The 24,324-nt window shown below is 61.4% G+C and carries 24 protein-coding genes; 9 read left to right on the top strand and 15 right to left on the bottom strand.

The genetic code is table 11. The features are described 5' to 3' along the window. The first annotated feature begins 12 nt into the window (after window positions 1-12). Window positions 13-1,167, top strand: a complete 1,155-nt coding sequence (locus FBY10_RS27835) for a DUF1624 domain-containing protein (protein WP_145338456.1) — start codon at window positions 13-15, stop codon at window positions 1,165-1,167. Between the two features lie 71 nt (window positions 1,168-1,238). Here FBY10_RS27835 and metE read toward each other — a convergent pair whose 3' ends face one another. Further along, complete coding sequence (gene metE / locus FBY10_RS27830) at window positions 1,239-3,527, bottom strand: 5-methyltetrahydropteroyltriglutamate--homocysteine S-methyltransferase (protein ID WP_145338455.1); 2,289 nt, start codon at window positions 3,525-3,527, stop codon at window positions 1,239-1,241. Window positions 3,528-3,869: 342 nt separating this feature from the next. Here metE and FBY10_RS27825 point away from each other — a divergent pair, with 342 nt between their 5' ends. Beyond that, the gene (locus FBY10_RS27825; RefSeq protein WP_145338454.1) at window positions 3,870-4,373 is read left to right on the top strand and encodes a GNAT family N-acetyltransferase; all 504 of its coding nucleotides are present in this window, start codon (window positions 3,870-3,872) and stop codon (window positions 4,371-4,373) included. 82 nt (window positions 4,374-4,455) lie between these two features. Here FBY10_RS27825 and FBY10_RS27820 read toward each other — a convergent pair whose 3' ends face one another. From FBY10_RS27820 to FBY10_RS27790, 7 genes are all read right to left on the bottom strand, one after another. Further along, window positions 4,456-5,775, bottom strand: a complete 1,320-nt coding sequence (locus FBY10_RS27820; protein WP_131699898.1) for an OprD family porin — start codon at window positions 5,773-5,775, stop codon at window positions 4,456-4,458. 150 nt (window positions 5,776-5,925) lie between these two features. Further along, window positions 5,926-6,759, bottom strand: a complete 834-nt coding sequence (locus FBY10_RS27815; RefSeq protein WP_145338453.1) for a phosphodiesterase — start codon at window positions 6,757-6,759, stop codon at window positions 5,926-5,928. Between the two features lie 10 nt (window positions 6,760-6,769). After that, on the bottom strand, window positions 6,770-7,801 hold the full coding sequence (locus FBY10_RS27810) for an ABC transporter ATP-binding protein (protein ID WP_145338452.1): 1,032 nt from the start codon (window positions 7,799-7,801) through the stop codon (window positions 6,770-6,772). Continuing rightward, complete coding sequence (locus tag FBY10_RS27805; RefSeq protein WP_065924597.1) at window positions 7,798-8,592, bottom strand: ABC transporter permease; 795 nt, start codon at window positions 8,590-8,592, stop codon at window positions 7,798-7,800. The genes FBY10_RS27810 and FBY10_RS27805 overlap by 4 nt, the downstream gene beginning before the upstream one ends. Next, entirely contained in the window at window positions 8,589-9,407 is an 819-nt protein-coding gene (locus FBY10_RS27800; protein WP_131699896.1) for an iron ABC transporter permease, read from the bottom strand. Before FBY10_RS27800 ends, FBY10_RS27805 begins: the two co-directional genes overlap by 4 nt. Further along, window positions 9,408-10,412, bottom strand: coding sequence for an ABC transporter substrate-binding protein (locus FBY10_RS27795; RefSeq protein WP_131699895.1), 1,005 nt, complete (start codon window positions 10,410-10,412; stop codon window positions 9,408-9,410). It abuts the gene before it with no gap. Continuing rightward, window positions 10,396-11,415, bottom strand: a complete 1,020-nt coding sequence (locus FBY10_RS27790; RefSeq protein WP_131699894.1) for a LacI family DNA-binding transcriptional regulator — start codon at window positions 11,413-11,415, stop codon at window positions 10,396-10,398. The genes FBY10_RS27795 and FBY10_RS27790 overlap by 17 nt, the downstream gene beginning before the upstream one ends. A gap of 355 nt (window positions 11,416-11,770) precedes the next feature. On the opposite strand from FBY10_RS27790, the gene FBY10_RS27785 reads away from it, so the two are divergent. From FBY10_RS27785 to FBY10_RS27770, 4 genes are all read left to right on the top strand, one after another. Next, complete coding sequence (locus tag FBY10_RS27785) at window positions 11,771-12,868, top strand: carboxynorspermidine decarboxylase (RefSeq protein ID WP_145338451.1); 1,098 nt, start codon at window positions 11,771-11,773, stop codon at window positions 12,866-12,868. A gap of 28 nt (window positions 12,869-12,896) precedes the next feature. Then, on the top strand, window positions 12,897-14,141 hold the full coding sequence (locus tag FBY10_RS27780; protein WP_032889518.1) for a saccharopine dehydrogenase family protein: 1,245 nt from the start codon (window positions 12,897-12,899) through the stop codon (window positions 14,139-14,141). Window positions 14,142-14,467: 326 nt separating this feature from the next. Continuing rightward, the gene (gene mddA, locus FBY10_RS27775; RefSeq protein ID WP_306100944.1) at window positions 14,468-15,289 is read left to right on the top strand and encodes a methanethiol S-methyltransferase; all 822 of its coding nucleotides are present in this window, start codon (window positions 14,468-14,470) and stop codon (window positions 15,287-15,289) included. Between the two features lie 363 nt (window positions 15,290-15,652). Next, a complete protein-coding gene (locus FBY10_RS27770) occupies window positions 15,653-15,892 on the top strand; it encodes a DUF6124 family protein (RefSeq protein WP_145338450.1) in 240 nt (79 codons plus the stop codon). A gap of 37 nt (window positions 15,893-15,929) precedes the next feature. Here FBY10_RS27770 and glsB read toward each other — a convergent pair whose 3' ends face one another. The 4 genes from glsB to FBY10_RS27750 all read right to left on the bottom strand — a co-directional run bounded on the left by glsB (window position 15,930) and on the right by FBY10_RS27750 (window position 18,094). Next, window positions 15,930-16,838, bottom strand: a complete 909-nt coding sequence (gene glsB / locus FBY10_RS27765) for a glutaminase B (protein ID WP_145338449.1) — start codon at window positions 16,836-16,838, stop codon at window positions 15,930-15,932. 80 nt (window positions 16,839-16,918) lie between these two features. Next, on the bottom strand, window positions 16,919-17,305 hold the full coding sequence (locus FBY10_RS27760; RefSeq protein WP_131699890.1) for a hypothetical protein: 387 nt from the start codon (window positions 17,303-17,305) through the stop codon (window positions 16,919-16,921). Next, entirely contained in the window at window positions 17,295-17,690 is a 396-nt protein-coding gene (locus FBY10_RS27755) for a hypothetical protein (RefSeq protein ID WP_256663600.1), read from the bottom strand. Before FBY10_RS27755 ends, FBY10_RS27760 begins: the two co-directional genes overlap by 11 nt. A gap of 59 nt (window positions 17,691-17,749) precedes the next feature. Continuing rightward, window positions 17,750-18,094 carry a hypothetical protein gene (locus FBY10_RS27750; protein ID WP_090402992.1) on the bottom strand — a complete coding sequence of 115 codons (345 nt, stop codon included), beginning with the start codon at window positions 18,092-18,094 and terminating at the stop codon, window positions 17,750-17,752. Window positions 18,095-18,185: 91 nt separating this feature from the next. Between FBY10_RS27750 and FBY10_RS27745 the strand changes: the two genes are divergently transcribed. Further along, complete coding sequence (locus tag FBY10_RS27745) at window positions 18,186-18,521, top strand: hypothetical protein (RefSeq protein ID WP_032889532.1); 336 nt, start codon at window positions 18,186-18,188, stop codon at window positions 18,519-18,521. Window positions 18,522-18,720: 199 nt separating this feature from the next. On the opposite strand, the gene FBY10_RS27740 is transcribed toward FBY10_RS27745, so the two are convergent. Genes FBY10_RS27740 through FBY10_RS27730 form a run of 3 tightly spaced genes read right to left on the bottom strand, consistent with a single transcriptional unit; the run spans window position 18,721 to window position 21,960 of the window. After that, window positions 18,721-20,196, bottom strand: a complete 1,476-nt coding sequence (locus FBY10_RS27740) for an FGGY family carbohydrate kinase (protein ID WP_145338447.1) — start codon at window positions 20,194-20,196, stop codon at window positions 18,721-18,723. Window positions 20,197-20,201: 5 nt separating this feature from the next. Then, entirely contained in the window at window positions 20,202-21,134 is a 933-nt protein-coding gene (locus FBY10_RS27735) for a transketolase family protein (RefSeq protein ID WP_131699886.1), read from the bottom strand. Continuing rightward, window positions 21,124-21,960, bottom strand: coding sequence for a transketolase (locus FBY10_RS27730; protein WP_145338446.1), 837 nt, complete (start codon window positions 21,958-21,960; stop codon window positions 21,124-21,126). Before FBY10_RS27730 ends, FBY10_RS27735 begins: the two co-directional genes overlap by 11 nt. Before the next feature lie 362 nt (window positions 21,961-22,322). On the opposite strand from FBY10_RS27730, the gene FBY10_RS27725 reads away from it, so the two are divergent. Together FBY10_RS27725 and FBY10_RS27720 are read left to right on the top strand one after the other, a co-directional pair. Further along, entirely contained in the window at window positions 22,323-23,330 is a 1,008-nt protein-coding gene (locus FBY10_RS27725) for an ABC transporter permease (protein ID WP_131699884.1), read from the top strand. A 50-nt stretch (window positions 23,331-23,380) separates the two neighbouring features. Beyond that, complete coding sequence (locus FBY10_RS27720; protein ID WP_131699883.1) at window positions 23,381-24,313, top strand: sugar ABC transporter substrate-binding protein; 933 nt, start codon at window positions 23,381-23,383, stop codon at window positions 24,311-24,313. Window positions 24,314-24,324 lie beyond the last annotated feature (11 nt).

Here is a 24,324-nt window from a genome sequence, read left to right as displayed (position 1 = left end):
GTGATCCTGCCCATGACCGATGCCGTTCCCCTGCGCCAACGCCTGCTCTCCATCGACGCCCTTCGCGGCCTGGTGATCCTGTTCATGCTACTCGACCACGTGCGCGAAACCTTCCTGCTGCATCGGCAAGTCAGCGACCCGATGAGCATCGACAGCACCGAGCCCGCACTGTTCATAAGCCGCACCCTCGCCCACTTGTGCGCGCCGGTGTTTGTGTTGCTCACAGGCTTATCCGCGTTTTTATACGGCCAGAAATACCAGGGCCGGCGCGATGTGTCGGCGTTCCTGTTCAAGCGCGGATTGTTCCTGGTAGTGCTGGAATTCACCCTGGTCAACTTCGCCTGGACCTTCCAACTGCCGCCCAGCGTGATCTACCTCCAGGTGATCTGGGCGATTGGCATCAGCATGCTCGCCCTCGCCGCCCTGGTGTGGTTGCCGCGCCTGCTGTTGATCGGGCTGGCGCTGGTGATCATCGGCGGGCACAACCTGCTGGATGGGTTGCACTTCGATCCAGGCTCGGCGCTGCATATTCCGTGGACGATCCTGCATGAACGCAGTTGGATTGACGTGTCCGACACCCTGCGCCTGCGCACGACCTACCCGGTACTGCCGTGGATCGGCGTGATTGCCCTGGGTTACGGCCTGGGACCGTGGTTTGCCAATGCCACGCGGCCTGCCGTGCGCCAGCGCTATTTGCTGGTCGGCGGTGTGAGTGCGTTGGTGGGGTTTGTGCTGTTGCGTGCGCTCAATGGCTACGGCGAGAAGCCCTGGCAGGCGTATGACAGCGGCGTGCAGACGCTGATGAGCTTTTTCAACGTCACCAAGTACCCGCCTTCGCTGCTGTTCCTGGCGCTGACCCTGGGGATTGGGCTGTTGCTGTTGCTGGCGTTTGAACGCGTGGGACATCGACGCTGGATCGGCGTATTGGCGGTGTTTGGTGCGGCGCCGATGTTCTTTTATCTGCTGCATCTTTATGTGCTGAAAGTGCTGTATGTCGCGTGTGTTGCGCTGTTTGGCCTGAACCATGGCAACTACTTTGGCTTCGAGAGTATCAGTGCGGTGTGGCTGGTGGCGTTGGTGTTGCCCCTGGCGCTCTACCCGCCGGTGCGCTGGTTCGCCGGGCTCAAAGCGCGGCGGCGCGATATTACCTGGCTCAAATACCTCTGATCTGACATGGACTAAATATGGGAGGGGCGGTGCGACGATACGACTTGCCCCCTCCCACATTTTTTACGATATCAAGCCAACTCAGCGCGTAGCTGGCGAGCTGCAGTGACCATGTGAATCAACGCCGCCTCCGTCTCCGGCCACCCCCGCGTCTTCAACCCGCAATCCGGGTTCACCCACAAGCGCTCGGCGGGAATCCGCTGGGCGGCCTTGCGCAGCAGGTTGGCCATTTCCGAGGCATCCGGCACCCGTGGCGAGTGGATGTCGTAGACGCCCGGGCCGATGTCGTTGGGGTAGGCGAAGGCTTCGAACGCGTCCAGCAACTCCATGTCCGAGCGCGAGGTCTCGATGGTGATCACGTCGGCATCCATGGCGGCGATGGACTCGATCACATCGTTGAACTCGCTGTAGCACATGTGCGTGTGGATCTGGGTTTCATCGCGCACGCCCGAGGCGCACAGGCGGAACACTTCGGTGGCCCAGTCCAGGTACCCTTGCCACTGCGCCTGACGCAACGGCAGGCCTTCGCGGAACGCGGCTTCGTCGATTTGTACGATCTGGATGCCGGCGGCTTCCAGGTCGACCACTTCGTCGCGAATCGCCAGGGCCAGTTGGCGGGCCTGCACTTCGCGGCTCACGTCTTCACGCGGGAACGACCACATCAGCATGGTCACAGGGCCGGTCAGCATGCCCTTCATCACCTTGCGGGTCAGGCCCTGGGCGTAGCGGATCCACTCCACCGTCATCGCCTTCGGGCGGCTCAGGTCGCCGAAGATCACCGCCGGCTTCACGCAACGCGAACCGTAGCTCTGCACCCAGCCAAAGCGGGTGAACACGTAGCCGTCCAACTGCTCGGCGAAGTACTCGACCATGTCGTTGCGCTCGGCTTCACCGTGCACCAGCACGTCCAGGCCGAGGTTTTCCTGCACCTCGACGGCGTGACGAATCTCGCTGTGCATGGCTTCGACGTATTCGGCCTGGCTCAACTTGCCTTGCTTGTAGGACTGGCGCGCCAAGCGGATTGAGGCGGTCTGCGGGAACGAACCGATGGTGGTGGTCGGGAACAGCGGCAGCTTCAGGCCCGCACGTTGTTTCTCGATGCGCTGGGTAAACGGCGACTGGCGCTGGCTGTCCTTGCGGGTAATCGCCGCCACACGCGCTTGTACCGCAGGCTTGTGGATACGCGCAGAGGCAGCGCGGGCCGCCTGCACGGCGCGGCTTTCAGCCAGGGCGGCGAGGACGTTGGGCGCTTCGGGCTGGTTAACCGCTTGCGCCAGCACCGCCACTTCAGCGCATTTTTGCACGGCGAACGCCAGCCAGCTTTTCAGCTCGGCATCCAACTGGTCTTCACGGCCCAGGTCCACCGGGCTGTGCAGCAAGGAGCAGGACGGCGCCACCCACAGGCGATCGCCCAATTTCTCATGGGCGTGCTGCAAAGTGGCCAGGGCGTTTTCGAGGTCGCAACGCCACACGTTACGGCCGTTGACCACGCCCAGGGACAGCACCTTGTACGCCGGCAGGCGGTCAAGGATGGTCGGGTACTGCTCCGGCGCACGCACCAGGTCGATGTGCAGGCCATCCACCGGCAGGTTTGCGGCCAGGCCCAGGTTCTCTTCCAGGCCACCGAAGTAGGTCGCCACCAGCTTTTTCAGTGGGTCGCGCTGGATCAGGTTGTAGGCACGCTCAAAGGCGTTTTTCCAGTCCTGCGGCAGGTCGAGGACCAGGATCGGCTCGTCGATCTGCACCCATTCCACGCCGAGGTCGGCCAGGCGTTGGAAGATCTGGCCGTACAACGGCAGCAGGCGCTCAAGCAGGTCGAGCTTGTCGAAGTCAGCGCCCTTGGCCTTGCCCAGCCACAGGTAGGTCAGCGGGCCGATCACCACCGGCTTGACAGTGTGACCCAGGTCGAGGGCTTCCTGCACCTCTTCGAATAATTGCTCCCAACCCAGGTGGAATTGCTGGTCGGCACTGAATTCAGGCACCAGGTAGTGGTAGTTGGTATCGAACCACTTGGTCATTTCCTGGGCATGGGCACCGCCGCAGCAGCTGTCGCTGACGCCACGGGCCATGCCGAACAGGGTGTCGAGGGTGGCATGGCCATCGGTCGGACGAAAACGTTCGGGAATCACGCCGAACATCAGCGAGTGGGTCAGCACCTGGTCGTACCAGGCGAAATCACCGGCAGGCAGCAGCTCAATGCCCGCCTGCTTTTGCAGATCCCAGTGGGCCTTGCGCAGTTCACGGCCGACCGCACGCAGACCGGCTTCGTCAAGCTCGCCCTTCCAGAACGCTTCCTGCGCTTTTTTCAGTTCACGATCGCGTCCAATGCGCGGAAATCCGAGGGAATGAGCGACTGCCATGACTTACAACTCCAGTGTCGATAGATATGGCAGCCATTGTCGACATACACCCATAGTGAGACAAACTCATTTTATTCCTGACGATCACAAGTTCTACTCATGTTGGGAGCAATGAATAGATCAACCCATTGCTGTTCGCGCCCATCTACTGCGCTTACCATGCGCTTAAACAAATCTTCAAATGAGTACCCTTGATCAAAACCAGCCTCGCCACAGCTACAGTGCCAGCCACGCTATTTCGGATAGGTCCCTACAGGGATGTCATTACCCAAGGCAGTTGCCTCTGCAACGCAATCAGCTATGAGATCGCAACAACGCTCAAGGCCTACACAAAGAGTCCCTATGAAGCCCTCCAGCGAAGACCTTTCGATACGTAGACTGGAAGAACTCCCAGACGAGATCCACACGTTGGAAGCGCAGGCCATTGCCGAAGGGTTCAGGTTCCTGACGCGCCTGATCACAGAGTGGGAAGCAGGCGCCAATCGGTTCGAACAACCAGGCGAGTACCTTTTGGGCGTGTTTTGCCAGAAGCAACTGATTGCAGTCGGCGGCGTTTCCCGTGATCCCTACGCCGGCTCAACAGTGGGCCGACTGCGCCGGGTATACGTTACTCCCGAAATGCGAGGGCGAAACGTGGGTAAGGCTCTGGTGCAAGCATTGCTGGATTGCGCCGCAGTGAAATTCCAAGATGTGCGTTTATCTACCGATACACCCGAAGCCGCAGCATTTTATCTGCGCTGCGGTTTTCATCAGATCAGCGATGACACCGCGACGCACGCACTATCACTGAGCGCCCACTCGGCCCCCTGTAGGAGCGAGCTTGCTCGCGAAGGTCGTCAACGATAACGTGCGAATTCTGGAGGCACGCGGAGCCTTGACGTTTTTCGCGAGCAAGCTCGCTCCTACAGAGGTGAGGGGCTCAGCGGTACTACATCAACGGAATCGAATAACTCACAAACACCCGATTCTGGTCCTGGTCCCGCGCCACTTCACTGCGTGACACGCCGTTACGCCAGCCGAACCCGACGTTCTTGAATGTGCCGCTCTGCACCACGTAATCCAACGAGATGTCCCGCTCCCACTCGCTGGCATCGTTGCCGCTGGTGGTGAGGATGTGCTCGCCCTTGAGGTACATCACCGAGGCCTTAAGGCCCGGTACACCCAGCGACGCGAAGTCGTAGGCGTACTGGGCAAAGGCGGTGCGTTCGCCGGCCTGGATGAAGGTCTGCACGGTACGGTCGGTGTAGAGGTACAGGCTGGCACCGCCCTCCCCTTTGTTCACCAGGCCGCCCTGGTTGAGTTGGGCGAAGTTGCTGTCGTCCGAGACTTGCTGGTAGCCGGCGGTGATCGCGTGCGGGCCGAGGGAGTAGATGAACGCAGCGCTCCAGGTGTTGTTGTCGATTTCACCGTTGCCGTTCTTGGTATAGCCGCCCAGCTTGTAGCCCTCGGCACGGCCGGCAGCACTGCTGTTTTTGCCGTCGGAGCTGGTCTTGAAGTAGCGCAGGTCGGTTTTCAATGAGCCGTATTCGCCCAGCGGCAATACATGTATCAGCCCGGCGAAGTGTTGCTGGTAATAGTCTTCGAGGTTGGCGTAGTAGTACTGGACCATCAGGTCCTTGGTCAGTTGGTAGTCCGCACCGGCGTAGGTGAATTTATTGCTTTCCTGGGTACCGCCCGCCGCTGCCAGGCCACTGCGGTCGCTGGAGCCGCGACCGGTGGTGTGCTCAAGCTGGCCGCCGACCAGGGTCAGGTTGTCGATGTCCTTGCTGGTGACTTGCCCGCCTTCGAACGACTGCGGCAACAGGCGGCCGTCGTTGCTCACCAGGATCGGCAGGTTCGGGCGCAGGTAGCCGTAGCGCGCTTCGGTCTTGGCAAAGCGCGCCTTGGCGGTGGCACCGCCACGGGCCCAGTTGTCCGTGGCCTTGCCGTCTTCGGTGGGGATCATCGAGCTGCCGACATGGCGCGCGGCGCTGCTGTCGAGGGTCACGCCGAGCATACCGATGGCGTCCAGGCCAAAGCCGACGGTGCCGTCGGTGAAGCCCGACTGGTAGTTGAGGATAAAGGCCTGGCCCCACTCTTCGGTCTTCGACGGTGCCGCCGTGCCGTCGCGGTTGTCGTTATTGAAGTAGAAGTTACGCATGCTCAAGTTGGCTTTGCTGTCGCTCAAAAAGTCAGCAGACGCCAAGGGGCTCAGGGCAATGCCCAGGCCGCCGGTCAATACAGTTAATACATTCAACGTGGCTTTCATCAGGACGAACTCCGGCGCGGAATCCAAGTTCCGGGCGCAAAAAATGGGCAGCAGGATGCCGTCGGCCAAACGTGACGTTGGCCGGGGCGTTAACGGTTGTTCAGTTGCTTAGTTGTTAGCTAGTTGAGTGAAGTGAAACCTCCGTAAACCTCAGTCAATCAATCCATGAGCGTCATAAAACGGATACGGTCCAGGGTAATCCCCGAACACACCGTTGTGGCTGATCAAGCCGTGTTGCGCATCCCAGCGATGCAACAAATACCCCGCCGGTTCCAGGTTGAAATGCGCGGGCGCGGCGTCTTGCAGGTCCAGCACAATCTGATGGGAGGTGCCGGGGCACACACAACTCAAGCTGCCGCCAAAGCGTCGCTGCATCGGCCGGTGCAGGTGCCCGCACAGCAGGCGTTCCACTTGCGGGTGGCGCGCCACGACGCGCTCCAGTGCGGCGGCGTTGATAAAGGCTTCGCGGTCCATATGGCCGATGCCGCTGATAAACGGCGGATGGTGCAGGATCAGCAACGTGGGCGCGTCCGGCCGTCGTGCCAGTTGCGCGTCCAACCAGTGCAATTGGCTGTCCAGTAGCTGGCCGCCGTGCCCACCCGGGATAGTCGAGTCCAGGCCGATCAAACGCAGCGGATGCTCGTCCACCACCCAGTCCAACGGCCCCTCTGCCGACAACGGCAAATAGGCGTGATCACGGAATGCCTCGAGCAACGGAGCGCGTGTGTCGTGGTTGCCCGGCACCAGGTAGCACGGCATGTGCAGGCGCGCGAGTTCAGGGTGCAGCACGGCGTATTCATCGGCGCGACCGAAGTCCACCAGGTCACCGCTGACCACCACGATATCGGGCCGGGGTTGGCTGGCGTTCAAATGGTCGACGGCACGGCGCAGCGCGCCCAAGGTATCGACCACCCCATACGTCAGGCGCTGGCCGGCTTTAAGGTGCAGGTCGCTGATTTGCGCAACAAGAAACGGACGATTCACAAGCAAACTCTCACGCATTCAGGGTGAACAACATGTGCGGCGCAATCGCCAGGGCAATCGGCGCGCCGACGGCGTACAGGTGGTTGTCGCTGCTGTCCACCAGCAGCGGTTGCGGGCCGCCCACGTCCACCAGCAGGCGGCTTTGGGCGCCCTGGAAAAACTGCGCCAATAGATGGCCGTGCAAGTGCCCTTCGCTCTCCATCACCCGCAGGTGTTCGGGGCGGCAGTACACGGTGTTGGGCACGTCGGCGGCCTGCCACGGCAACTCGCCGCCGCAGACTTTCAGGCCATGGGCGGTTCGCGAGCTGACGGCAAAGGCATTGAGGTTGCCGACAAAACCGGCGACGAACGCATTGGCCGGTTTCTGGTAGATCTCCCGTGGGCTGGCCAGTTGCGCGACGCGGCCGTGCTCCATCACCAGGATACGATCGCCCAGGGCCATGGCTTCGCCCTGATCGTGGGTGACAAATACCGAGGTGATACCGAGGCCGCGCAGCAGTTCATTCAATTCGCTGCGCAAGCGTTCGCGCAATTGCGCATCGAGGGCCGCCAGCGGTTCATCCAGCAACAGCACTTTGGGGCGCGGCGCCAAGGCACGGGCCAAGGCCACGCGTTGACGCTGGCCACCGGACAATTCGTGGATGCTGCGCTTGCCGTGATTTTGCAGGCCCACCAGCTCCAGCAGTTCCTCGCAACGCTTGTTCCGCGCCAGCGGCGCCATGCCGCGAATCTTCAAGCCGTAGACGATATTGCCGGCCACATCGAGGTTGGGAAAGAGCGCGTAGTTCTGGAACACCATTCCCACGTCGCGGCGCTCGATGGGCAGGCGGGTGACGTCGTCGGTGCCGAAAAAAACCTGGCCCACATCCGGGCGTTCCAGGCCGGCAATCAGGCGCAAGGTGGTGGTCTTGCCGCAGCCGGACGGGCCGAGGATCGCCAGGGTTTCACCGCCTTCGACGGTCAGGTTCAGGTCATGCACAGCCACGGTGCCATCGGCGAACGACTTGCGACAGCCTTGCAGGCGGATAGTGATAGCGGTCATCGACGCTCTCCACGGGACAAACGAGCGCTGATGGCCTGCAACGCAATCAGCAGCGGCACGATCATCAGCAAAAAGATAAGGGTGTAGGCGCTGGCGATTTCCAGGCGCGCCGAGGCGTAGCTGTCGGCCAGGCCCACGGGCAATGTCTTGGTCATGGGTGTGTGGAGCATCCAGGTCAGGTTGAATTCGCCCAACGACAAGGTCACCACCATCAGCACGCCGGCCAGAATCCCCGCCCGGCAGTTGGGCACCACCACGCTGAAAAAGCGCTTGATCGGCCCGGCGCCCAGACTGGCCGCCGCCTCTTCCAGCACCGGCAGTTGCTGGCGTTGCATCACCGCCATCACCGGACGTACCAGGAACGGCAAGGTGAACAACACATGGCCCACCAGGATGAACAACCAGCTGCTGCGAAACGTGCCGAACTGGCCGTAGGTGAGCAGCAACGCCAGCGCACTGGCCAGTCCCGGCATCGCCACCGGCAACACCATCAGTTCTTCGAAGGCACGGCTGAAGCGGTTGTTCATGCGCACCAGCGCATAAGCCGCCGGCACGCCGATCACGCAGACACACACCGCGCACGCCAGCGCCAGTTGCAACGACAGCCATACGGTGGGCGAATAGGCCTGCCATACCTGGATCAGCCAGTCGAAGGTCAGGCCGCTGGACAGGCCGACGAAGAAATTGCGCGTCAACCCGGCCAGCAACGACATCAGCACCGGCACCAACATGAACGCGCACACCAGCAAGGTGAACAGCAGTTGCATCACAAACAGCGATGAGCGCTTCACAAGACAGTTCCCGCATTTTTCACCAGGCGTCGCGTGAGCAACAGCACCGCCCAGGTCAGCGCGCCGAGCACCACCGACAACGCGGCGGCGACGGCAAAGTTGGCGTAGTTGGTGAATACATTGTAGATCGCCACCGGCGTTACATTCAGGCGCGTGCCCAAGGTGAACGCGGTGCCGAAGGCGCCCATGGACGTGGCGAAGCAGATCGCGCCGCAGGACGCCAACGCCGGCGCCAGGCCCGGCACGATCACGTCGCAGACCACCCGCCAGTGCCCTGCTCCCAGCGAATGCGCGGCCTCTTCCAGGCTGCGGTCGAGGCTTTCGCACGCGGCCATCACCGTGAGGATCACCCGGGGAATCGAGAAGTACAGGTAGCCGACAAACAGCCCGGCCAGCGAGTAGGCAAAGATCCAGCGCTCACCGGCCAACTGCAGGCCCAGTGACGCCAGCAGCCCCTGGCGCCCGGCCAACAGGATCACCAGGAAGCCCACCACCACCCCGGGGAACGCCAGGGGAAACGTGAGCAAGGCCACCAACGCCGAACGCCCGAAAAACTGCTGGCGCGCAAGGAACACGCCGCTGATGCCGCCGATCAACAACGCGGTGAACGTCACGACGATGGCCAGCACGCAGGTCTGCGCCAGGCTGCCCAGATACTGCGCGCTACTGAGCACCTGCCAATAGCCGCTGCCGTGGCTGTCGCGGCTTTCGGCGCCGAGCACCATCAAGTGCGCCAGCGGCAACAGCCAGAATGCGAACAGCACCGCAAAGGCCGGGGCCAGCGCCCAGGCCGCCTGTTTTGCCGATGCAGCCACTTACTTGACCTCGTTCAGGTAACGGGCGGCGAAGGCTTCCTGCACAGCGGCCATTTTCTGATAGTCCACCACACCGGCGCGGGCGTAATCGCTGTCGGGCAGGAACTGCGCGGCAACGTCGGCCGGCATGGTCACCGGGCGTACCGGGCGCAAGTAAGCCTTGGCCCAGAGTGCCTGGCCTTGGTCCGACAGCACGAAGTCCAGCACCTTCTCGCCATTGGCGCGGTGCGGCGCGTTGGCCACCAGGCTCATCACATAAGGCACGCTGATGCTGCCTTCCTTGGGAATCACGAAGGCGACGTTGGCGTTGTCTTTGTAGCGGGCGCGGTAGGCGTTGAAATCGTAGTCCACCAGGATCGGCAACTCGCCGGACAGCACCCGCGCATAAGCGGTCTGCTTGGGCACGATAGGCGCGTTTTTCGCCAGTTTCTGGAAGTAGTCGATGGCCGGTGCAAAGTTGTCCAGGTCGCCGCCCATTGCGCGGTTGATCGCCACGGCAGAGACGTAACCGACGAAGGCGCTGGACGGGTCCAGGTAGCCGACCATGCCTTTGTATTCAGGCTTGAGCAGGTCGGCCCAGCTTTGCGGCACCGGCAGGCCACCCAATGCATCGACGTTGACCATGATGCCCAAGGTGCCGGAGTGGATCGCAAACCACTGGCCGGCGGGGTCTTTCAACCCGGCGGGGATCTGCTCCCAGCCCTTGGGTTTGTAGCCATCGACCACGCCGGCCTTTTGCGCCTGCAAGCCGAAGGTCACGCCGTAATACACCACGTCCGCGACCGGCGCGGCCTTTTCGGCCACCAGTTGCGCCAGGGACTGGCCGGAGTTCTTGTTGTCCAGCGGCACCTGCACACCCGTGTCGGCGGCGATGGCCTTGAGCTGGGTGCCCCAGTCGGCCCAGTCCGGCGGGCAGTTGTAGCAAATAGCCGTGTCAGCGGCCTGGGCCAGGCTGGCCACACCGCACAGCAGCACAGCTGCCAGGGTTTTACTGAATGCGCGCATCAAGGGACTCCTCAAACGGTTGGGTACTTTCGCCCGGCCGGATATGGCAAGGCAGGCAATGGGAAACCGGGTCATTCCCGGCAATCTGTGCCAGCAGTTGGTCGATCACCGTGCTGGCCAGCAGCGCGATGGGCTGCACCACGCTGCACAAGGTCGGGTGCATCTGGGTGCCGAGGGCGATGCCGTCAAAGCCCATCACCGACAGTTGCCCGGGTACATTCCAGGCATTGCGGCGCAGCTCGGCGATCAGGCTGATAGCCAGGAAATCGTTGGAACACACCAGCGCACTGGGGGCGTCGGGGCCGTTGAGGTACGGCTGGATGGCGGCGAAGTCGGCCTGGGTATGCGCGGGCATTTCGATCACCGCGCGGCTGTTGAGGCCGTGTGCCTTCATCGCATCGCAATAACCTGCGTAGCGCAGGCGTGCGCGGTCGGACTGCAAGGCGGGGCCGGCGACCATGCTGATGCGTCGATGACCGGCCTCCAGCAGGTAACGCGTGGCCAAGGCCATGCCCGCGCGGTTGTCCACCGACACGGCGCTGTAGTTGGGGTTGCTTGGTTGGTGATAGGCCAGCACGAACGGGGTTTTTTCGGTATTCAGGCTGCTGAGCACGCTGTTGCTTTCGGCATCGGTGACCGTCAGCACCAGGCCATCGACGCGCTGGCGCAGCAGTTCTTCCACCACAATGCACTCGCGCTCGCTGCTGTAGTCGGTGGTCGCCAGCACCAGGCTGTAGCCACGCAACCGCGCGGCACGCTCCATGGCCTGGAACTGCTCGGCGAACACCGGGTTGAGCAGGTTGGGCACTACCACGCCGATCAACTGGGTGGTTTGCAGGCGCAGTTGGCGCCCGAGCAGGTTGGGCCTAAATCCCAACTCACGGGCGGCGGCGAACACCTGCTCACGGGTCGCCGGGCGCACCTGGTCGGGGGAGGCAAAAGTGCGGGCGGCGGTCGCGCGGGATACGCCGGCCAGTCGCGCGACGTCTTTCAAATCAGTCATGGTCACTCGCTTGAGATCGATCTCATTGGCGAGGACAGTAACGGCGGAATGTGGCAGGAAGGTGGTGGGGAGATGACGGTTTGATGGCAGTGAAGCAAAGTCACATAGGCCAAGATGTGGGAGGGGGCTTGCTCCCGATAGCGGTGGATCAGCCCGCCAATAGGGTGCCTGACACACCGCTATCGGGAGCAAGCCCCCTCCCACACCGGGACAGTGCATATCCTTAGATAGTCATACTCCGGGGCTATGCTTGAAAAACCGGCGTGCAAAATCCGCCCACTAACCTTTCGATTCGATCCAAGTGCGGGCACAATGCGTGTCCTTTTTTGGCAGGCACCACCGCAGGCTCTCAAAAATGATCAAAACGCCGTACTACCTCATCGATAAACAGAAGCTTCTGGTCAACATGCAGAAGATTGCTTACGTGCGCGAGCAGTCCGGCGCCAAGGCCCTGCTGGCGCTCAAGTGCTTTGCCACCTGGTCGGTGTTCGACCTGATGCAGGAATACATGGACGGCACTACCTCGTCGTCGCTGTATGAGTTGAAGCTCGGTCGCCAGAAGTTCGAAGGCGAGGCGCACGCCTACAGCGTGGCCTGGGCCGACGATGAAATCGAAGAGATGCTCGATAACTGCGACAAGATCATCTTCAACTCCATCAGCCAGCTGCAGCGTTTTGCCGAACGCAGCGAAGGCAAGACCCGCGGCCTGCGCGTCAACCCGCAGGTGAGCAGCTCCGACTACCTGCTGGCCGATCCGGCGCGTCCGTTCAGCCGCCTGGGCGAATGGGACCCGGTGAAGATCGAAGGCGTGATCGAACAGATCTCCGGCTTCATGTTCCACAACAACTGCGAGAACGGCGACTTCAACCTGTTCGACCAGATGCTGAACACCATCGAAGAACGCTTCGGCGCGCTGCTGCACAAGGTCAACTGGGTCAGCCTCGGCGGCGGCATCCACTTCACCGGTGAAGGCTATGCCATCGACGCCTTCTGCCAGCGTCTCAAGGCGTTCTCGCAGAAGTACGACGTGCAGGTCTACCTGGAACCCGGCGAAGCGGCGATCACCAACAGCGCTTCCCTGGAAGTCACCGTGCTCGACACCCTCTACAACGGCAAACACCTCGCCGTCGTGGACAGCGCCATCGAAGCTCACCTGCTGGATCTGCTGATCTACCGCCTCAACGCCAAGCTGGCGCCGAGCGACGGTGAACACACCTACATGGTGTGCGGCAAATCCTGCCTGGCCGGGGACATCTTCGGCGAGTATCAATTTGATCGTCCGCTGGCCATCGGCGATCGGCTGTCGTTCATCGACACCGCGGGCTACACCATGGTCAAGAAAAATTGGTTCAACGGCCTGAAAATGCCGTCCATCGTAGTGAAACAACTCGACGGTACAGTCGAAGTGGTTCGTGAATTTGGTTACGACGACTACCTGTCCAGCCTTTCGTAAGCTGGCGGATATAGGAGAAATAAAGCAATTGAAAAAGAACGTTCTTATCATTGGTGCAGGAGGTGTCGCCAAGGTGGTGGCCCACAAGTGCGCGCAGCACAACGACGAACTCGGTCGTATTGCTATCGCGTCGCGCAACATCTCCAAATGCCAGGCCATCATCGACAGCGTCAAGGCCAAGGGTAGCCTCAAGGTTCCCGCCGACATCCAAGCCTTCGCGCTGAACGCCCTGGACGTGGAAGCGACCAAGGCCCTGATCCGCGAGACTGAATCGCAGATCGTCATCAACGTGGGTTCCGCATTCCTCAACATGTCGGTACTGCGTGCCTGCATCGACACGGGCGTTGCGTACCTCGACACCGCCATCCACGAAGAGCCGGGCAAGGTCTGCGAGACCCCGCCGTGGTACGGCAACTACGAATGGAACCACCTGGAAGAGTGCAAACAGAAGAACATCACCGCCATCCTTGGCGTGGGCTTCGACCCGGGTGTCGTCAACGCGTATGCCGCGCTGGCGCAGCAACAGCATTTCGACCGCATTGATTCGATCGACATCCTCGACGTCAATGCCGGCTCCCATGGCAAATACTTCGCCACCAATTTCGATCCGGAAATCAACTTCCGCGAATTCACCGGGCAGGTGTGGAGCTGGCAGAATAGCCAGTGGACCAGCAACACCATGTTCGAAGTCAAACGCACCGACGACCTGCCGGTCGTGGGTTCGCAGAACCTCTACCTCACCGGCCACGATGAAGTGCACTCGCTGTCGAAAAACCTCGACGTGCCCAACGTGCGTTTCTGGATGAGCTTCGGCGAACACTACATCAACGTGTTCACCGTGCTGAAAAACCTCGGCCTGCTCTCCGAGAAGCCGGTCACCACCGCCGAAGGCCTGGAAGTGGTGCCGTTGAAAGTGGTCAAGGCCGTGCTGCCCGACCCGTCTTCGCTCGCCCCGGGCTACACCGGCAAGACCTGCATCGGCGACCTGGTCAAAGGCACCAAGGACGGCCAGCCGCGCGAGATGTTCATCTACAACGTAGCGGATCACGAAGAAGCCTACGTAGAAACCGACAGCCAGGGCATCTCCTACACCGCAGGTGTTCCACCGGTAGCCGCCGCGCTGCTGGTAGCCCGTGGCGAGTGGGATGTGAAACACATGGCCAACGTCGAGGAACTGCCGGCTGAGCCGTTCCTCAAGGCGCTGGACGTGATGGGCTTGCCGACTCGGATCAAGGACGAGCACGGTGATCGAGCCTGGGATGCAATTGCCTGATAGGCGATAGCTGACCGAACAAAAAAATGCGCCCTCAGGGGCGCATTTTTTGTTTGGGCGGATACCTATCTCCAAGACACTGAAAATTCAATGTGGGAGGGGGCTTGCCCCCGATAAGCATGGGTATCTACACAACTCTCCAGACCCTGAAAAATCCCCCACAACTGCCCTATCTGCCGGGCGTTCAGCGTTGAACCAACGTTGTGTAGACACCTATGCCCCGATGAGGGCCTCTTACTGCCCTCAGCTGAATCCTACTGCGCGCCACGCGGAGAGCTGTCAATTATCCCAGCTTACCGCGCACGCAAAACCCGCTAGGCTTAGCCATGAAATGGCTGATCTGCGGGTTTGCTGCTCATTCACCCTGTGGGAAAGGCACGCTCATGCACCTCGACAATAACCGCACCGCCCGTGCCATCGGGCTGGTGTACAGCGCCTGCTGTTACGTGGTGTTCCTCATCACGTGCTTATATTTGATCGGCTTCGTCGGCAGCGTGGCGGTGCCCAAGAACATCAACGATGGCCCCCTCGTCGCGTGGCCAGTCGCCGTGCTGATCAACTGCGCGCTGATCCTGCTGTTCGGTGTCCAGCACACGGCCATGGCGCGCAAAGGCTTCAAGCAGTGGCTGGCGGCATTCATGCCTGCGCCGGTTGAACGTTCCACGTATGTACTGCTCAGCAGCCTGGTGCTTGGGTTGATCTTCTGGCTATGGCAACCCATCACGCTCACGGTGTGGGAGGTCGAAGCGACCTGGGCCGAGGCCCTGTTGATCGGCTTGTACTGGATGGGCTGGGGCATCGCGCTACTGTCGACCTTTCTGATCAATCACTTCGAGCTGTTCGGACTCAAGCAAGCCTTTGACCGTTGGCGCGACACTGCACAGAAAGCGCCCGTCTTCACAACACCACTGTTCTACACGATCGTGCGCCACCCGCTGTACCTGGGCTTCCTGATCGCCTTTTGGGCAACGCCGTACATGACGGCGGGGCACCTGCTATTTGCGACAGGAATGACGGTTTACCTCTTCATTGGCGCCGGCTTTGAAGAAAAGGATCTGGTGGCATTGTTTGGAGAGCGGTATCGGCGATACCAGCAGGAGGTGGGCATGATTTTGCCTTGGTCGAAGTCACGCAAAAAAGGACGCTGACTAGCCGTTTGTGGCGAGGGAGCTTGCTTCCTCGCCACAGGATGTAGCGTCTGGCCATGATAACCCTAGGACTTATCCCACGACTGTTTCAGGTTGTCGCTCGGAACTTCCCTGACTAACCTCTCCGCCGTCGCTGCCAATTCAGCGGCCGGATTTGACCGTCCGACTTCAAAGAGCAACTGCGCCAACACCGAGCTTAGGCGTTTTTTTACGTCTGATGTATCGTGTCGCGGCAGCTGTACGCGGGATACTTTCGGGTATGCCGGTTTTGTTCTTTGGGCCGGTCGGTCAACCCGCGTACAGCTGCCACCCTCTTCGATTGACCGCGAATCGTGGCAGCCCCATTTACAAAGGAGCTTCACCATGATTGAAGACAGCCCCAATCCCCCAGAAAAACTCTTCACCGTGCGCCCCAACCTGGGCACGGAAACCCTGCTGGTCAACGCGTCCCAGGATCTATCCTCCATTACCGACATCGCCACTCACCTGGCCTTTGAAGTCGACGGTACGCAACGCAATGTAGCGTTGGGCATCTGCCGAATGCTGGAAGGTGTGCAACTGTTGGTGGACAAAGCATTGGATGACGCCCATCCAGCGGCATGACACTCAGATGATCGTTCCCATGCGCGTGGGAACGATCTCAAAACACCGACCACCCAATCCGCTCACTCAACAACTCCAACGCCTTGATCCCCGCCAGCGAGTTGCCCGCCGCGTTCAACTCCGGCGACCACACGCACACCGTAAACTGCCCCGGCACCACCGCGACAATGCCGCCGCCCACACCGCTCTTGCCCGGCAAGCCCACGCGATAGGCAAAATTGCCCGCCTCGTCATACAGCCCGCTGGTGGCCATGATCGAGTTGACTTGCTTGGTCTGCCGCGCGGTAAGGATCTGTTCGCCGCTGTGGGCACTGGTGCCCTCGTTGGCCAGGAAGCTGAACGCCTTGGCCAGGTCCAGGCAGCTCATCTGCAGGGCGCAGTAGTTGAAGTAGCTGTGCAGCACCGCATCCACTTCGTTGTGGAAGTTGCCGAAGGACTTCATCAGGTAGGCCATGGCCGCATTGCGCGCGCCGTGCTGGGCTTCGGAGTCGGCGACGACGCTGTTGACCAGGATCTGCGGGTTGCCCGACAGGCGCCGCACGAAGTCGCGCATCGACAGGATCGGCACGGCAAAGCGTGATTGGTTGATGTCGCAGATCACCAGCGCGCCGGCATTGATGAAGGGGTTACGCGGGCGGCCGCGTTCGAATTCCAGTTGCACCAACGAGTTGAACGGTTGCCCCGAAGGCTCGTGCCCCAGGCGTTCCCAGATGGTTTCACCGCCGTGGTCGATGGCCTGCACCAGGCTGAACACCTTGGAAATGCTCTGCACCGAGAACAGCGTATCGGCGTCACCGGCGCGGTAGGCCGAGCCGTCATTGCCGTACACCGCGATGCCCAGCTGGTTGGCCGGTACATCGGCCAGCGCGGGAATGTAGTCGGCGACTTTGCCGAGGCCGATCAGGGGGCGCACTTCGTCGAGGATCGACTCCAGCAGCGCCTGCATGTCTTGTCCTGTCATCTGTCTTTGAATCGGTGGAAAGCGGGGTGCGGAGGATACCTGAAACACGCAGGCCAGGTGGCGTACTACAGAACGTGAAGACCCTCCTCGTCCCGGTAATACATAAGGGACTCGTACTGAAACGACATCAAGAAACAGGCCTCACACCTCGCAGTCAGTTGCTCAACCAGTTGCCTGACGTCAGCCAATGGATCAGCGTCCTGCGGCGCAGGCCCCTTGATGCGCAGATAACCACGAACGGCCACCGGAAATGCCAGATCGCTCGGGCCTTGCGCCCGAATATCAGGATCATCCACTTCATAGCAGCCGCTCAGAAAAAGACCTGAATGAAAGTGCGCCACCACCGACTGTTCATTCTGTTCCAGTTCAGCAACGCCCACCGCGTTCACGGCGTCAGCCAGATGGACCAGGGACATTCGCTTATCAGCCTCAAGATGAATATCAAGCCCCATGGAGCACAGCCTCCAACCGTGTGTACAAGCGTAACCCCTCAGTCTCGTCAGCATTGGCATCGAGAAACACCAGATCCTCGCAAAGCCCAGACGGCAACGAAATACCCACCACAAAATCACGCCCTGTTGCGCCAGCCAGGGCTTTGGCAAACAGGACCAATTGGTCAATTTGAGATTGGCTGACGCAAGGTAAAGGAAGGTTGAGCCCGATAAACCAGTCATTCAGATCATCAGGCGCCAGGTCGGGTTTACGCTCGTGCTGATGATTCACAAACACGGCGCAATATTGCGCCCAATCGCTGACCAATGCGCGAAAGGCGTCGACCAATACCGGTTCGATTGCTTGGTTGTCAGATCCATCGACGTAACAATAAAGCGTGTGCATGGTGCGCATCCTGGTCCGCGGGCGGGCAATTCTAGCGCGAACGCGGCGAACACCTCGATTCAATGCGCCCTGAAACCCCACACAATCTCCACCACCCGCTCGGCCACCACCAGATAAACCAGGATCAGCAACAGCTGCAAGGCCAGGTGATAACGCAGCTTGGCCAACCGGCGAATGCCATCGCTGACGTTCAACAGCATCAGCACTGTCGACAGAATGATCAGTCCCCACCCCGCCACGCTGGAAGCAAACACCCCGATAAACAGGTCCTGCTGCCCCACGAGGGTATTGGTGCCCGCCGCAAACAACAGCGCGCACACCAGCAGGTTTTTGACGTTGTCGAAGATCTGCGTGCTCAGGTCGTTTTCCAGCAGGGCCACATACCGCTTCCATAACGTGCGCATGAGTCATTACCGGTTAGGGATCGCTCGTCAATCAAAGTAGTCCATATGCCCGTACACTGCACCGCTGCGCTTACTCCACGAGGACTTTTGCATGAAATTGATGATTGGCCTGGCCGCTTTACTGCTGGTATCGGCCTGTACCACGACCCCACCCGCCCAGGACGCTGCGGCGTCCACCTGCCTGGCAGGCGGCGGTACCATGAAGCAAGTCGGCAAGCTGCAGAGCTGGAAATGCATCACGCCGTACAAGGATGCGGGCAAGGCATGTACCGATTCGAGCCAGTGTGAAGGCGAGTGCCAGACCAGTGTCACCACCCAGTCCGGCAACGGCCCTGTGACCGGCGCGTGCCAGGTGGATAACGGCCACTTCGGCTGCTCGGCGACGGTGGAGAAAGGCAAGCTCGGCCGAGCGATCTGCGTGGACTGAGCCACACCACCGAACCTATTCGGCGCGCGGGGCCAGGAAACCGTGCGCATCGGTCACCAGAAATCCTCCACGCTGATCACCCTGCCGATGCATTCTTCAAGGCGGGGTTGTTGCCGAAGGCGGTGGATGCCAAGGATGTACAGACCTGGCGGCCTTGAAGGCTTGCACCGCCCCTCCCACAGTTGGTTTGCATATGACGTTAGAAGAGTGTGCGGGCCAGAGCCTTTTTCCACTCTGCGTAGCGCCCGGCCATCGCCGGATCCTCCTGCGGCTCAAAGCGCTCGCGCTGGCGCTCCAACTGCCCCAGCGCCGTATCACTCGCCCACACCCCCAACGCCCGACCCGCAAGGTGCGCTGCGCCCAGCGCCGAGACTTCCGGCGACAGGCTGCGCACCACCGGGCGTTGCAACAGGTTGGCGAGGAACTGCATCAGCCAGCGGTTGCGCGTGGCGCCGCCATCCACCCACAGTTCCTTGAGCGGGCTGCCGATGTCTTGCTGCATGGCTTCGAACACATCGCGAATCTGATAGCCGATGGATTCCAGCGACGCGCGCAGGATGTGCGCGCCGGACGTGGCTTCGGTCAACCCGCAGATCAGCCCACGGGCGTCGGCCTTCCAGTGCGGTGCGCCGAGACCGGACAGCGCCGGTACAAAGTACACGCCGCCGTTATCCGGCAGTTGCGCGGCCTGTTCGGTCAAGGCGTCCAGGGACTCCCCGGCCACCAGGCGCGACGCCCACTGCACGGCAGCGCCGGTATGGACGATATTGCCTTCCATGCCGAAGGTGGGTTGGCTGCCGTCATGCCAGGCCAGGGTGGTCGACAGGCCATGGGTGGAGGCAATCGGCCCACTCATGGGCGTCATCAAGGACGAACCGGTGCCGAGGGTGGCCTTGACCAGCCCCGGCGCAAAACCGCCCTGCCCGTACAGCGCCGCATGGGAATCACCGATCATCGACATCACCGGGATACCGGCGGGCAAGCCGCCCACGGCGACCGTTTCGGCGAAGAACCCGGCGCTCGGCTGGATCGGTGCCAGGGCCGCAGCAGGAATGCCGAACAGCGCCAAAAGCTCAGGATCCCAGGCACAGGTATGCAGGTTGAACAGTTGGGTGCGCGCGGCGTTGGAATAGTCGGTGGCAAACACCTGGCCGCCGCTGAGTTGCCACAACAGCCAGCTGTCGACCGTGCCCAGGCAGATATCGCCCGCAGCAGCGCGGGCGTGGCCATCCTCAAGGTGATCGAGAATCCAGCGGAATTTGCCCGCCGAGAACATCGGGTCCAACGCCAGCCCGGTCTTTGCCAGGATCAGCGCTTCATGGCCTTGCTCATGCAGTTGCGTACACAACGCCGTAGAGCGTCGGCATTGCCAACTGATGCACGGCGACAATGGTTCACCGGTATGCCTATCCCAAGCCACCACCGATTCACGCTGGTTGCTGATCGCGAGCGCAGTGATCGGACGATCCACCTGGGCCAGGCATTCTTCAACCGCCGCCAATGTGTTTTGCCAGATCAGCAACGGGTCCTGCTCGGAAAAACCGGCCTGGGGATGGCGGATGCTCAAGGGCCGCGAACCGCGCGCAATTACCTGGCCAAGTTCGTTGACCAGGACTGCCTTGGCGTTGCTGGTGCCTTCATCTATCGCGAGGATCAGCGGGGTGTTGTTATTCATTGAGTTCACCGCAACCGAGTGGCAGCCGCCACGATCCCAGCCGCGTCGATGTTATGCAAGGCGCGGGTCGGTTCGCGGGCACCGGCGGCGGCGTACTCGCCGTCGCCGATACCCAGGCGGATCAGGGCAATGCCCAACCCGGCTTCGGCCAGCACTTCGGCGACCAGGCTGCCGACGCCGCCGTTGATGTTGTGTTCTTCCACACTGATGACCGCGCGGGTGCCGCTCAAGGCGCTGAGCAACACATCACGCTGCAAGGGCCGGATCGACGACAGGTTGATCACCTGCGCCTGGATGCCCTGCTCCGCCAGCAATGCCGCTGCATCCACCGCTTCATGCACCACCGAGCCCAGGGCCACGATGCTCACATCGGCGCCCTGGCGCAGGATGTCTACCTGACCGGGCACAAACTGATAGTCGGCGCCGTGCACGTCGGGCAAGGCTTTGCCGTCGAGGCGGATATACACCGGGCCGTGGTAGCGCAGCGCGTAATCGATGATCTGGCGGCACTCGACGGCATCGGCCGGGGCGAAGATCTGCACATTGCCAAACCCGCGCATCACCGAAATATCGTCGAGGCTGTGGTGGGTGCTGGCGAGCGGGCCATAACTGGTGCCGGCATTCAGGCCGAACATCTTCACGTTGGCCTGGTTGTAGCAAACGTCCACCTTGATCTGCTCATTGGCCCGCGAGATCAGGAACGGCGCCGCGTTGCAGGTGGCGGCGATCTTGCCCCCCAGGGCCAGGCCCGCCGCGACGCTGACCAAGGATTGCTCGGCAATGCCGACATTGATCAGGCGCTCGGGAAAGCGCTGGGCAAACGGGCCGATCTTGGCCGTGGAGGTGGAGTCGCTGACCACCGGCACTACGTCCAGCCCGGCCTCGACGGCAGCGATAAACGCTTCCACCATGACGCTCGCCAAATGTTCACTCGCCATGGTTCAACTCCTCCAGTGCTGCGTTGATTTCATCACCCTTGGGCACGCGGTGGTGCCATTCGGGGCGGGCTTCGATAAACGACACGCCCTTGCCTTTAATGGTGTGGGCGATCAGCACCTGGGGCGCGCCGGTCTTGGTCTGCATGGTTTCCAGGGCTTCGATCAATTGGCCGACGTCGTTACCGTCGCACTCGCTGACGCGGAAGCCGAAGGCCGCCCATTTCACGTCCAGCGGGTCCAGCGGCATGATCTCGGCGGTCAACCCCGCCAGCTGCAGCTTGTTCTTGTCGACGATCACAAACAGGTTATCCAGGCCGTACTTGGCCGCCGCCATCGCCGCTTCCCAGTTGGAGCCTTCGGCCAGTTCGCCGTCACCGGTCAGCACGTAGATGCGTTTTTTGCTGCCGGACATCTTCGCCGCCAAGGCCAGCCCGACCGCCACCGGCAAACCGTGGCCGAGGGCGCCGGTGTTCAGTTCGATGCCGGGGGTTTTCTGGCGTACCGGGTGGCCGGGCAGGTGCGAGTTGAAGTGCTGGTAGGTGGGCAGCCACTCGGTGGGGATGTAGCCCGCCTGCGCCAGGCAGCAGTACAAACCGCCCACGCCGTGGCCCTTGCTCTGGATATAAATATCGCGTTCGGGGTCTTCGGTGCGTTCCGGGCCGATGTTGAGGATGCGGAAATACAGGGTGGCGAGGATGTCGGTTTCGGAAAGATCCGCCCCGGTGTGGCCGCCGGCCGGTGAGTCGGCATTCAGGCGGATCACATGGCGACGGATCAGGCGGGCCTGTTCCTTGATCTGGTGGGCGTCGTACTGGAAGGCATTCATGCAGCGGCTCCTTTGAGGCTGACCACGCGGGGTGAAAGTGTCCAAAGCTGTCTTTGAATATTTATTCAGCAGTGACAATATATTTCTATTTAGACGCCGATCCTCTGGCAGGTCAAGTGAGCGAACCGCCGAAAAATCAAATAAAGCTCGGAAATATCCCTCGGACAAACGGCCAAAATCCCACGCCGGCTCATCTAGCCCGTGGCTTTGCGTCGGGCAAAAACACCGGATCAGCGGCATACAAGAAAAATTAAGCGCTTGACTTTGACACGGTGTCACTGGAATCTGAATTAACAGTCAGGCACGCATAAATATTCACGACGCCTGAAAGCACTCCAAAAAAAATAACTCAGGAGAACACTGTGGACGCCAAAGCTATTGTCCAGCACCCGGCCGAACTCAAGCCGCCACCTCGCCCACGAATTGTCAAACTGCTGCCCAGCAATATCGGCGGTCCGTTGATCGGGCTGGTGTTGCTGGTGCTGGTCTTCTCCTTCAGTTCCGAATACTTCTTCTCGTTGCGCAATGGCCTGAACATCCTCGATCAGGTCACGGTGCTGGGCATCCTGGCGATCGGCATGACGGCGGTGATCGTGATCGGCGGCATCGACCTGTCGGTCGGCTCGGTGCTTGCGTTCTCGATGATGATGCTCGGCTGGCTGTATCAGGATCAGGCGGTGCCGCTGGGCTTTGCGATTCCGATCTCGATTGCCAGCGGTATGCTCGCCGGGCTGGTCTCCGGCGCGTTGATCACCTACGCCAAGCTGCCCCCCTTTATTGCCACGCTGACCATGATGTCGGTGGCCCGGGGCCTGGCGAATATCCTCACCGAAGGCCGGCAGATCGTCGGCTACCCGGACTGGTTCACCAGCCTGGCCACAGTGCGCCACTTTGGTTTCCTCTCGGCCACCGTGGGCCTGTTCCTGGTGATGCTGGTGGCGGCCTGGGTGTTCCTGCGCTTTCGTGCCGGTGGCCGTAACCTCTACGCCATGGGCGGCAGCCCGGAAGTGGCGCGGTTGTCGGGCATCAAGGTGCGGGCGATTACCTTGTGGGTGTACGCCATCAGCGGTGCGCTGGCCGGCATCGCCGCCGTGACCCTGGCCGCGCGCCTGGACTCCTCGCAACCAAGCGCCGGGCTGAGCCTGGAACTGGACGCCATCGCCGCCGTGGTGATTGGCGGCGCCAGCCTCAGTGGCGGCGTCGGCAGCATCGGCGGCACCCTGGTGGGCGTGCTGATCATTGGCGTATTGCGCAATGGCCTCAACCTGCTGGGGGTTTCACCCTTTATTCAACAAGTGGTGATCGGTGTGGTCATCGCCCTCGCCGTCACCATCGACACCCTGCGACGCCGCTCCAGCACTGCCCGTTAAACCTGTTCGACAGTTGACACCCTCCAACAATAAAACCAGGAGTCACCGACATGTTCAGCCCCAAGAAATTGCTGTTGGCCACCGCTCTCGCCGCCGCCACCCTCACCGCTGCCGGCACCACCTGGGCCAAGGATTTGACCATCGGCCTGGCCGTGGCCAACCTGCAGGCCGACTTCTTCAACCAGATCAAGCAATCGGTGGAAGCCGAGGGCAAAGCCAAGGGGGTCAAGGTGATCACCGTGGACGCCCAGGGCAACTCCTCCACCCAGGTCAGCCAGATTGAAGACCTGATCACCCGCCAGATCGACGTGCTGATCTACATCCCGGCCGGTGCCACTGCTGCCGGTGTGCCGGTGAAAGCCGCCAAGGCCGCGGGCATCCCGGTGATCGCCGTGGACCGCAACGCCCCCGACGCACCAGGCGACACCTTTATCGCCAGCGACAGCGTGGCCGGCGCCAAGACCCTGGCCGAGTACGTGGGCAAGATCACTGACGGCAAGGGCCGCATCGCGATCCTGCAAGGCCAGATCGGTACCACCCCCGAGAATGATCGCGCCAAAGGCTTTGAAGAGGGCCTGAAAGCCTTCCCGGACCTCAAGGTCGTCGCCCAGCAACCGGCCGAATGGACCCAGGACAAAGGCTTCGCCGTGGCCCAGGACCTGCTCCAGCGTGACCCGAACATCACCGTATTCTTCGGCCGCGCCGATGCCATGGCGCTGGGTGCCGCCCAGGCGGTGAAAGTCGGCAACCTCGATCACAAGGTGGTCGTGGTCGGTTTCGACGGCGACGTGGCCGGGCTCAAGGCCGTGCAAAGCGGTGTGCTGAACGCGACCATGACCCAGCAGACGCAGAAAATGGGGCGCCTGGCCGTGGCCTCGGCCATCGACCTCAAAGCCGGCAAGACCCTGCCCAAGGAGCAACTGTTGCCCACCGTGCTGACCACTAAAGAAAACGTCGCGCCGTTCCTGCAACAGCACCCGTAAGCCTTGGAGGT

This window comes from Pseudomonas sp. SJZ103, assembly GCF_007828335.1.
In the GTDB taxonomy this organism is placed as follows: Bacteria; Pseudomonadota; Gammaproteobacteria; order Pseudomonadales; family Pseudomonadaceae; genus Aquipseudomonas.
The sequence above is the reverse complement of the archived record's forward strand: the minus strand, read 5'-3'. Positions and strand labels throughout refer to the sequence as shown.

Bases quoted from the DNA above. Each gene is read 5' to 3' on its own strand.
- FBY10_RS27810 (WP_145338452.1), bottom strand. From the start codon at position 7,801: ATGACCGCTATCACTATCCGCCTGCAAGGCTGTCGCAAGTCGTTCGCC.
- mddA (WP_306100944.1), top strand. From the start codon at position 14,468: ATGAAATGGCTGATCTGCGGGTTTGCTGCTCATTCACCCTGTGGGAAA.
- glsB (WP_145338449.1), bottom strand. From the start codon at position 16,838: ATGCAGGCGCTGCTGGAGTCGATCCTCGACGAAGTGCGCCCCCTGATC.
- FBY10_RS27755 (WP_256663600.1), bottom strand. From the start codon at position 17,690: ATGCACACGCTTTATTGTTACGTCGATGGATCTGACAACCAAGCAATC.
- FBY10_RS27785 (WP_145338451.1), top strand. From the start codon at position 11,771: ATGATCAAAACGCCGTACTACCTCATCGATAAACAGAAGCTTCTGGTC.
- FBY10_RS27835 (WP_145338456.1), top strand. From the start codon at position 13: ATGACCGATGCCGTTCCCCTGCGCCAACGCCTGCTCTCCATCGACGCC.
- FBY10_RS27750 (WP_090402992.1), bottom strand. From the start codon at position 18,094: ATGCGCACGTTATGGAAGCGGTATGTGGCCCTGCTGGAAAACGACCTG.
- FBY10_RS27790 (WP_131699894.1), bottom strand. From the start codon at position 11,415: ATGACTGATTTGAAAGACGTCGCGCGACTGGCCGGCGTATCCCGCGCG.
- FBY10_RS27735 (WP_131699886.1), bottom strand. From the start codon at position 21,134: ATGGCGAGTGAACATTTGGCGAGCGTCATGGTGGAAGCGTTTATCGCT.
- FBY10_RS27730 (WP_145338446.1), bottom strand. From the start codon at position 21,960: ATGAATGCCTTCCAGTACGACGCCCACCAGATCAAGGAACAGGCCCGC.
- metE (WP_145338455.1), bottom strand. From the start codon at position 3,527: ATGGCAGTCGCTCATTCCCTCGGATTTCCGCGCATTGGACGCGATCGT.
- FBY10_RS27745 (WP_032889532.1), top strand. From the start codon at position 18,186: ATGAAATTGATGATTGGCCTGGCCGCTTTACTGCTGGTATCGGCCTGT.
- FBY10_RS27795 (WP_131699895.1), bottom strand. From the start codon at position 10,412: ATGCGCGCATTCAGTAAAACCCTGGCAGCTGTGCTGCTGTGCGGTGTG.
- FBY10_RS27825 (WP_145338454.1), top strand. From the start codon at position 3,870: ATGAAGCCCTCCAGCGAAGACCTTTCGATACGTAGACTGGAAGAACTC.
- FBY10_RS27820 (WP_131699898.1), bottom strand. From the start codon at position 5,775: ATGAAAGCCACGTTGAATGTATTAACTGTATTGACCGGCGGCCTGGGC.
- FBY10_RS27740 (WP_145338447.1), bottom strand. From the start codon at position 20,196: ATGAATAACAACACCCCGCTGATCCTCGCGATAGATGAAGGCACCAGC.
- FBY10_RS27770 (WP_145338450.1), top strand. From the start codon at position 15,653: ATGATTGAAGACAGCCCCAATCCCCCAGAAAAACTCTTCACCGTGCGC.
- FBY10_RS27760 (WP_131699890.1), bottom strand. From the start codon at position 17,305: ATGGGGCTTGATATTCATCTTGAGGCTGATAAGCGAATGTCCCTGGTC.
- FBY10_RS27720 (WP_131699883.1), top strand. From the start codon at position 23,381: ATGTTCAGCCCCAAGAAATTGCTGTTGGCCACCGCTCTCGCCGCCGCC.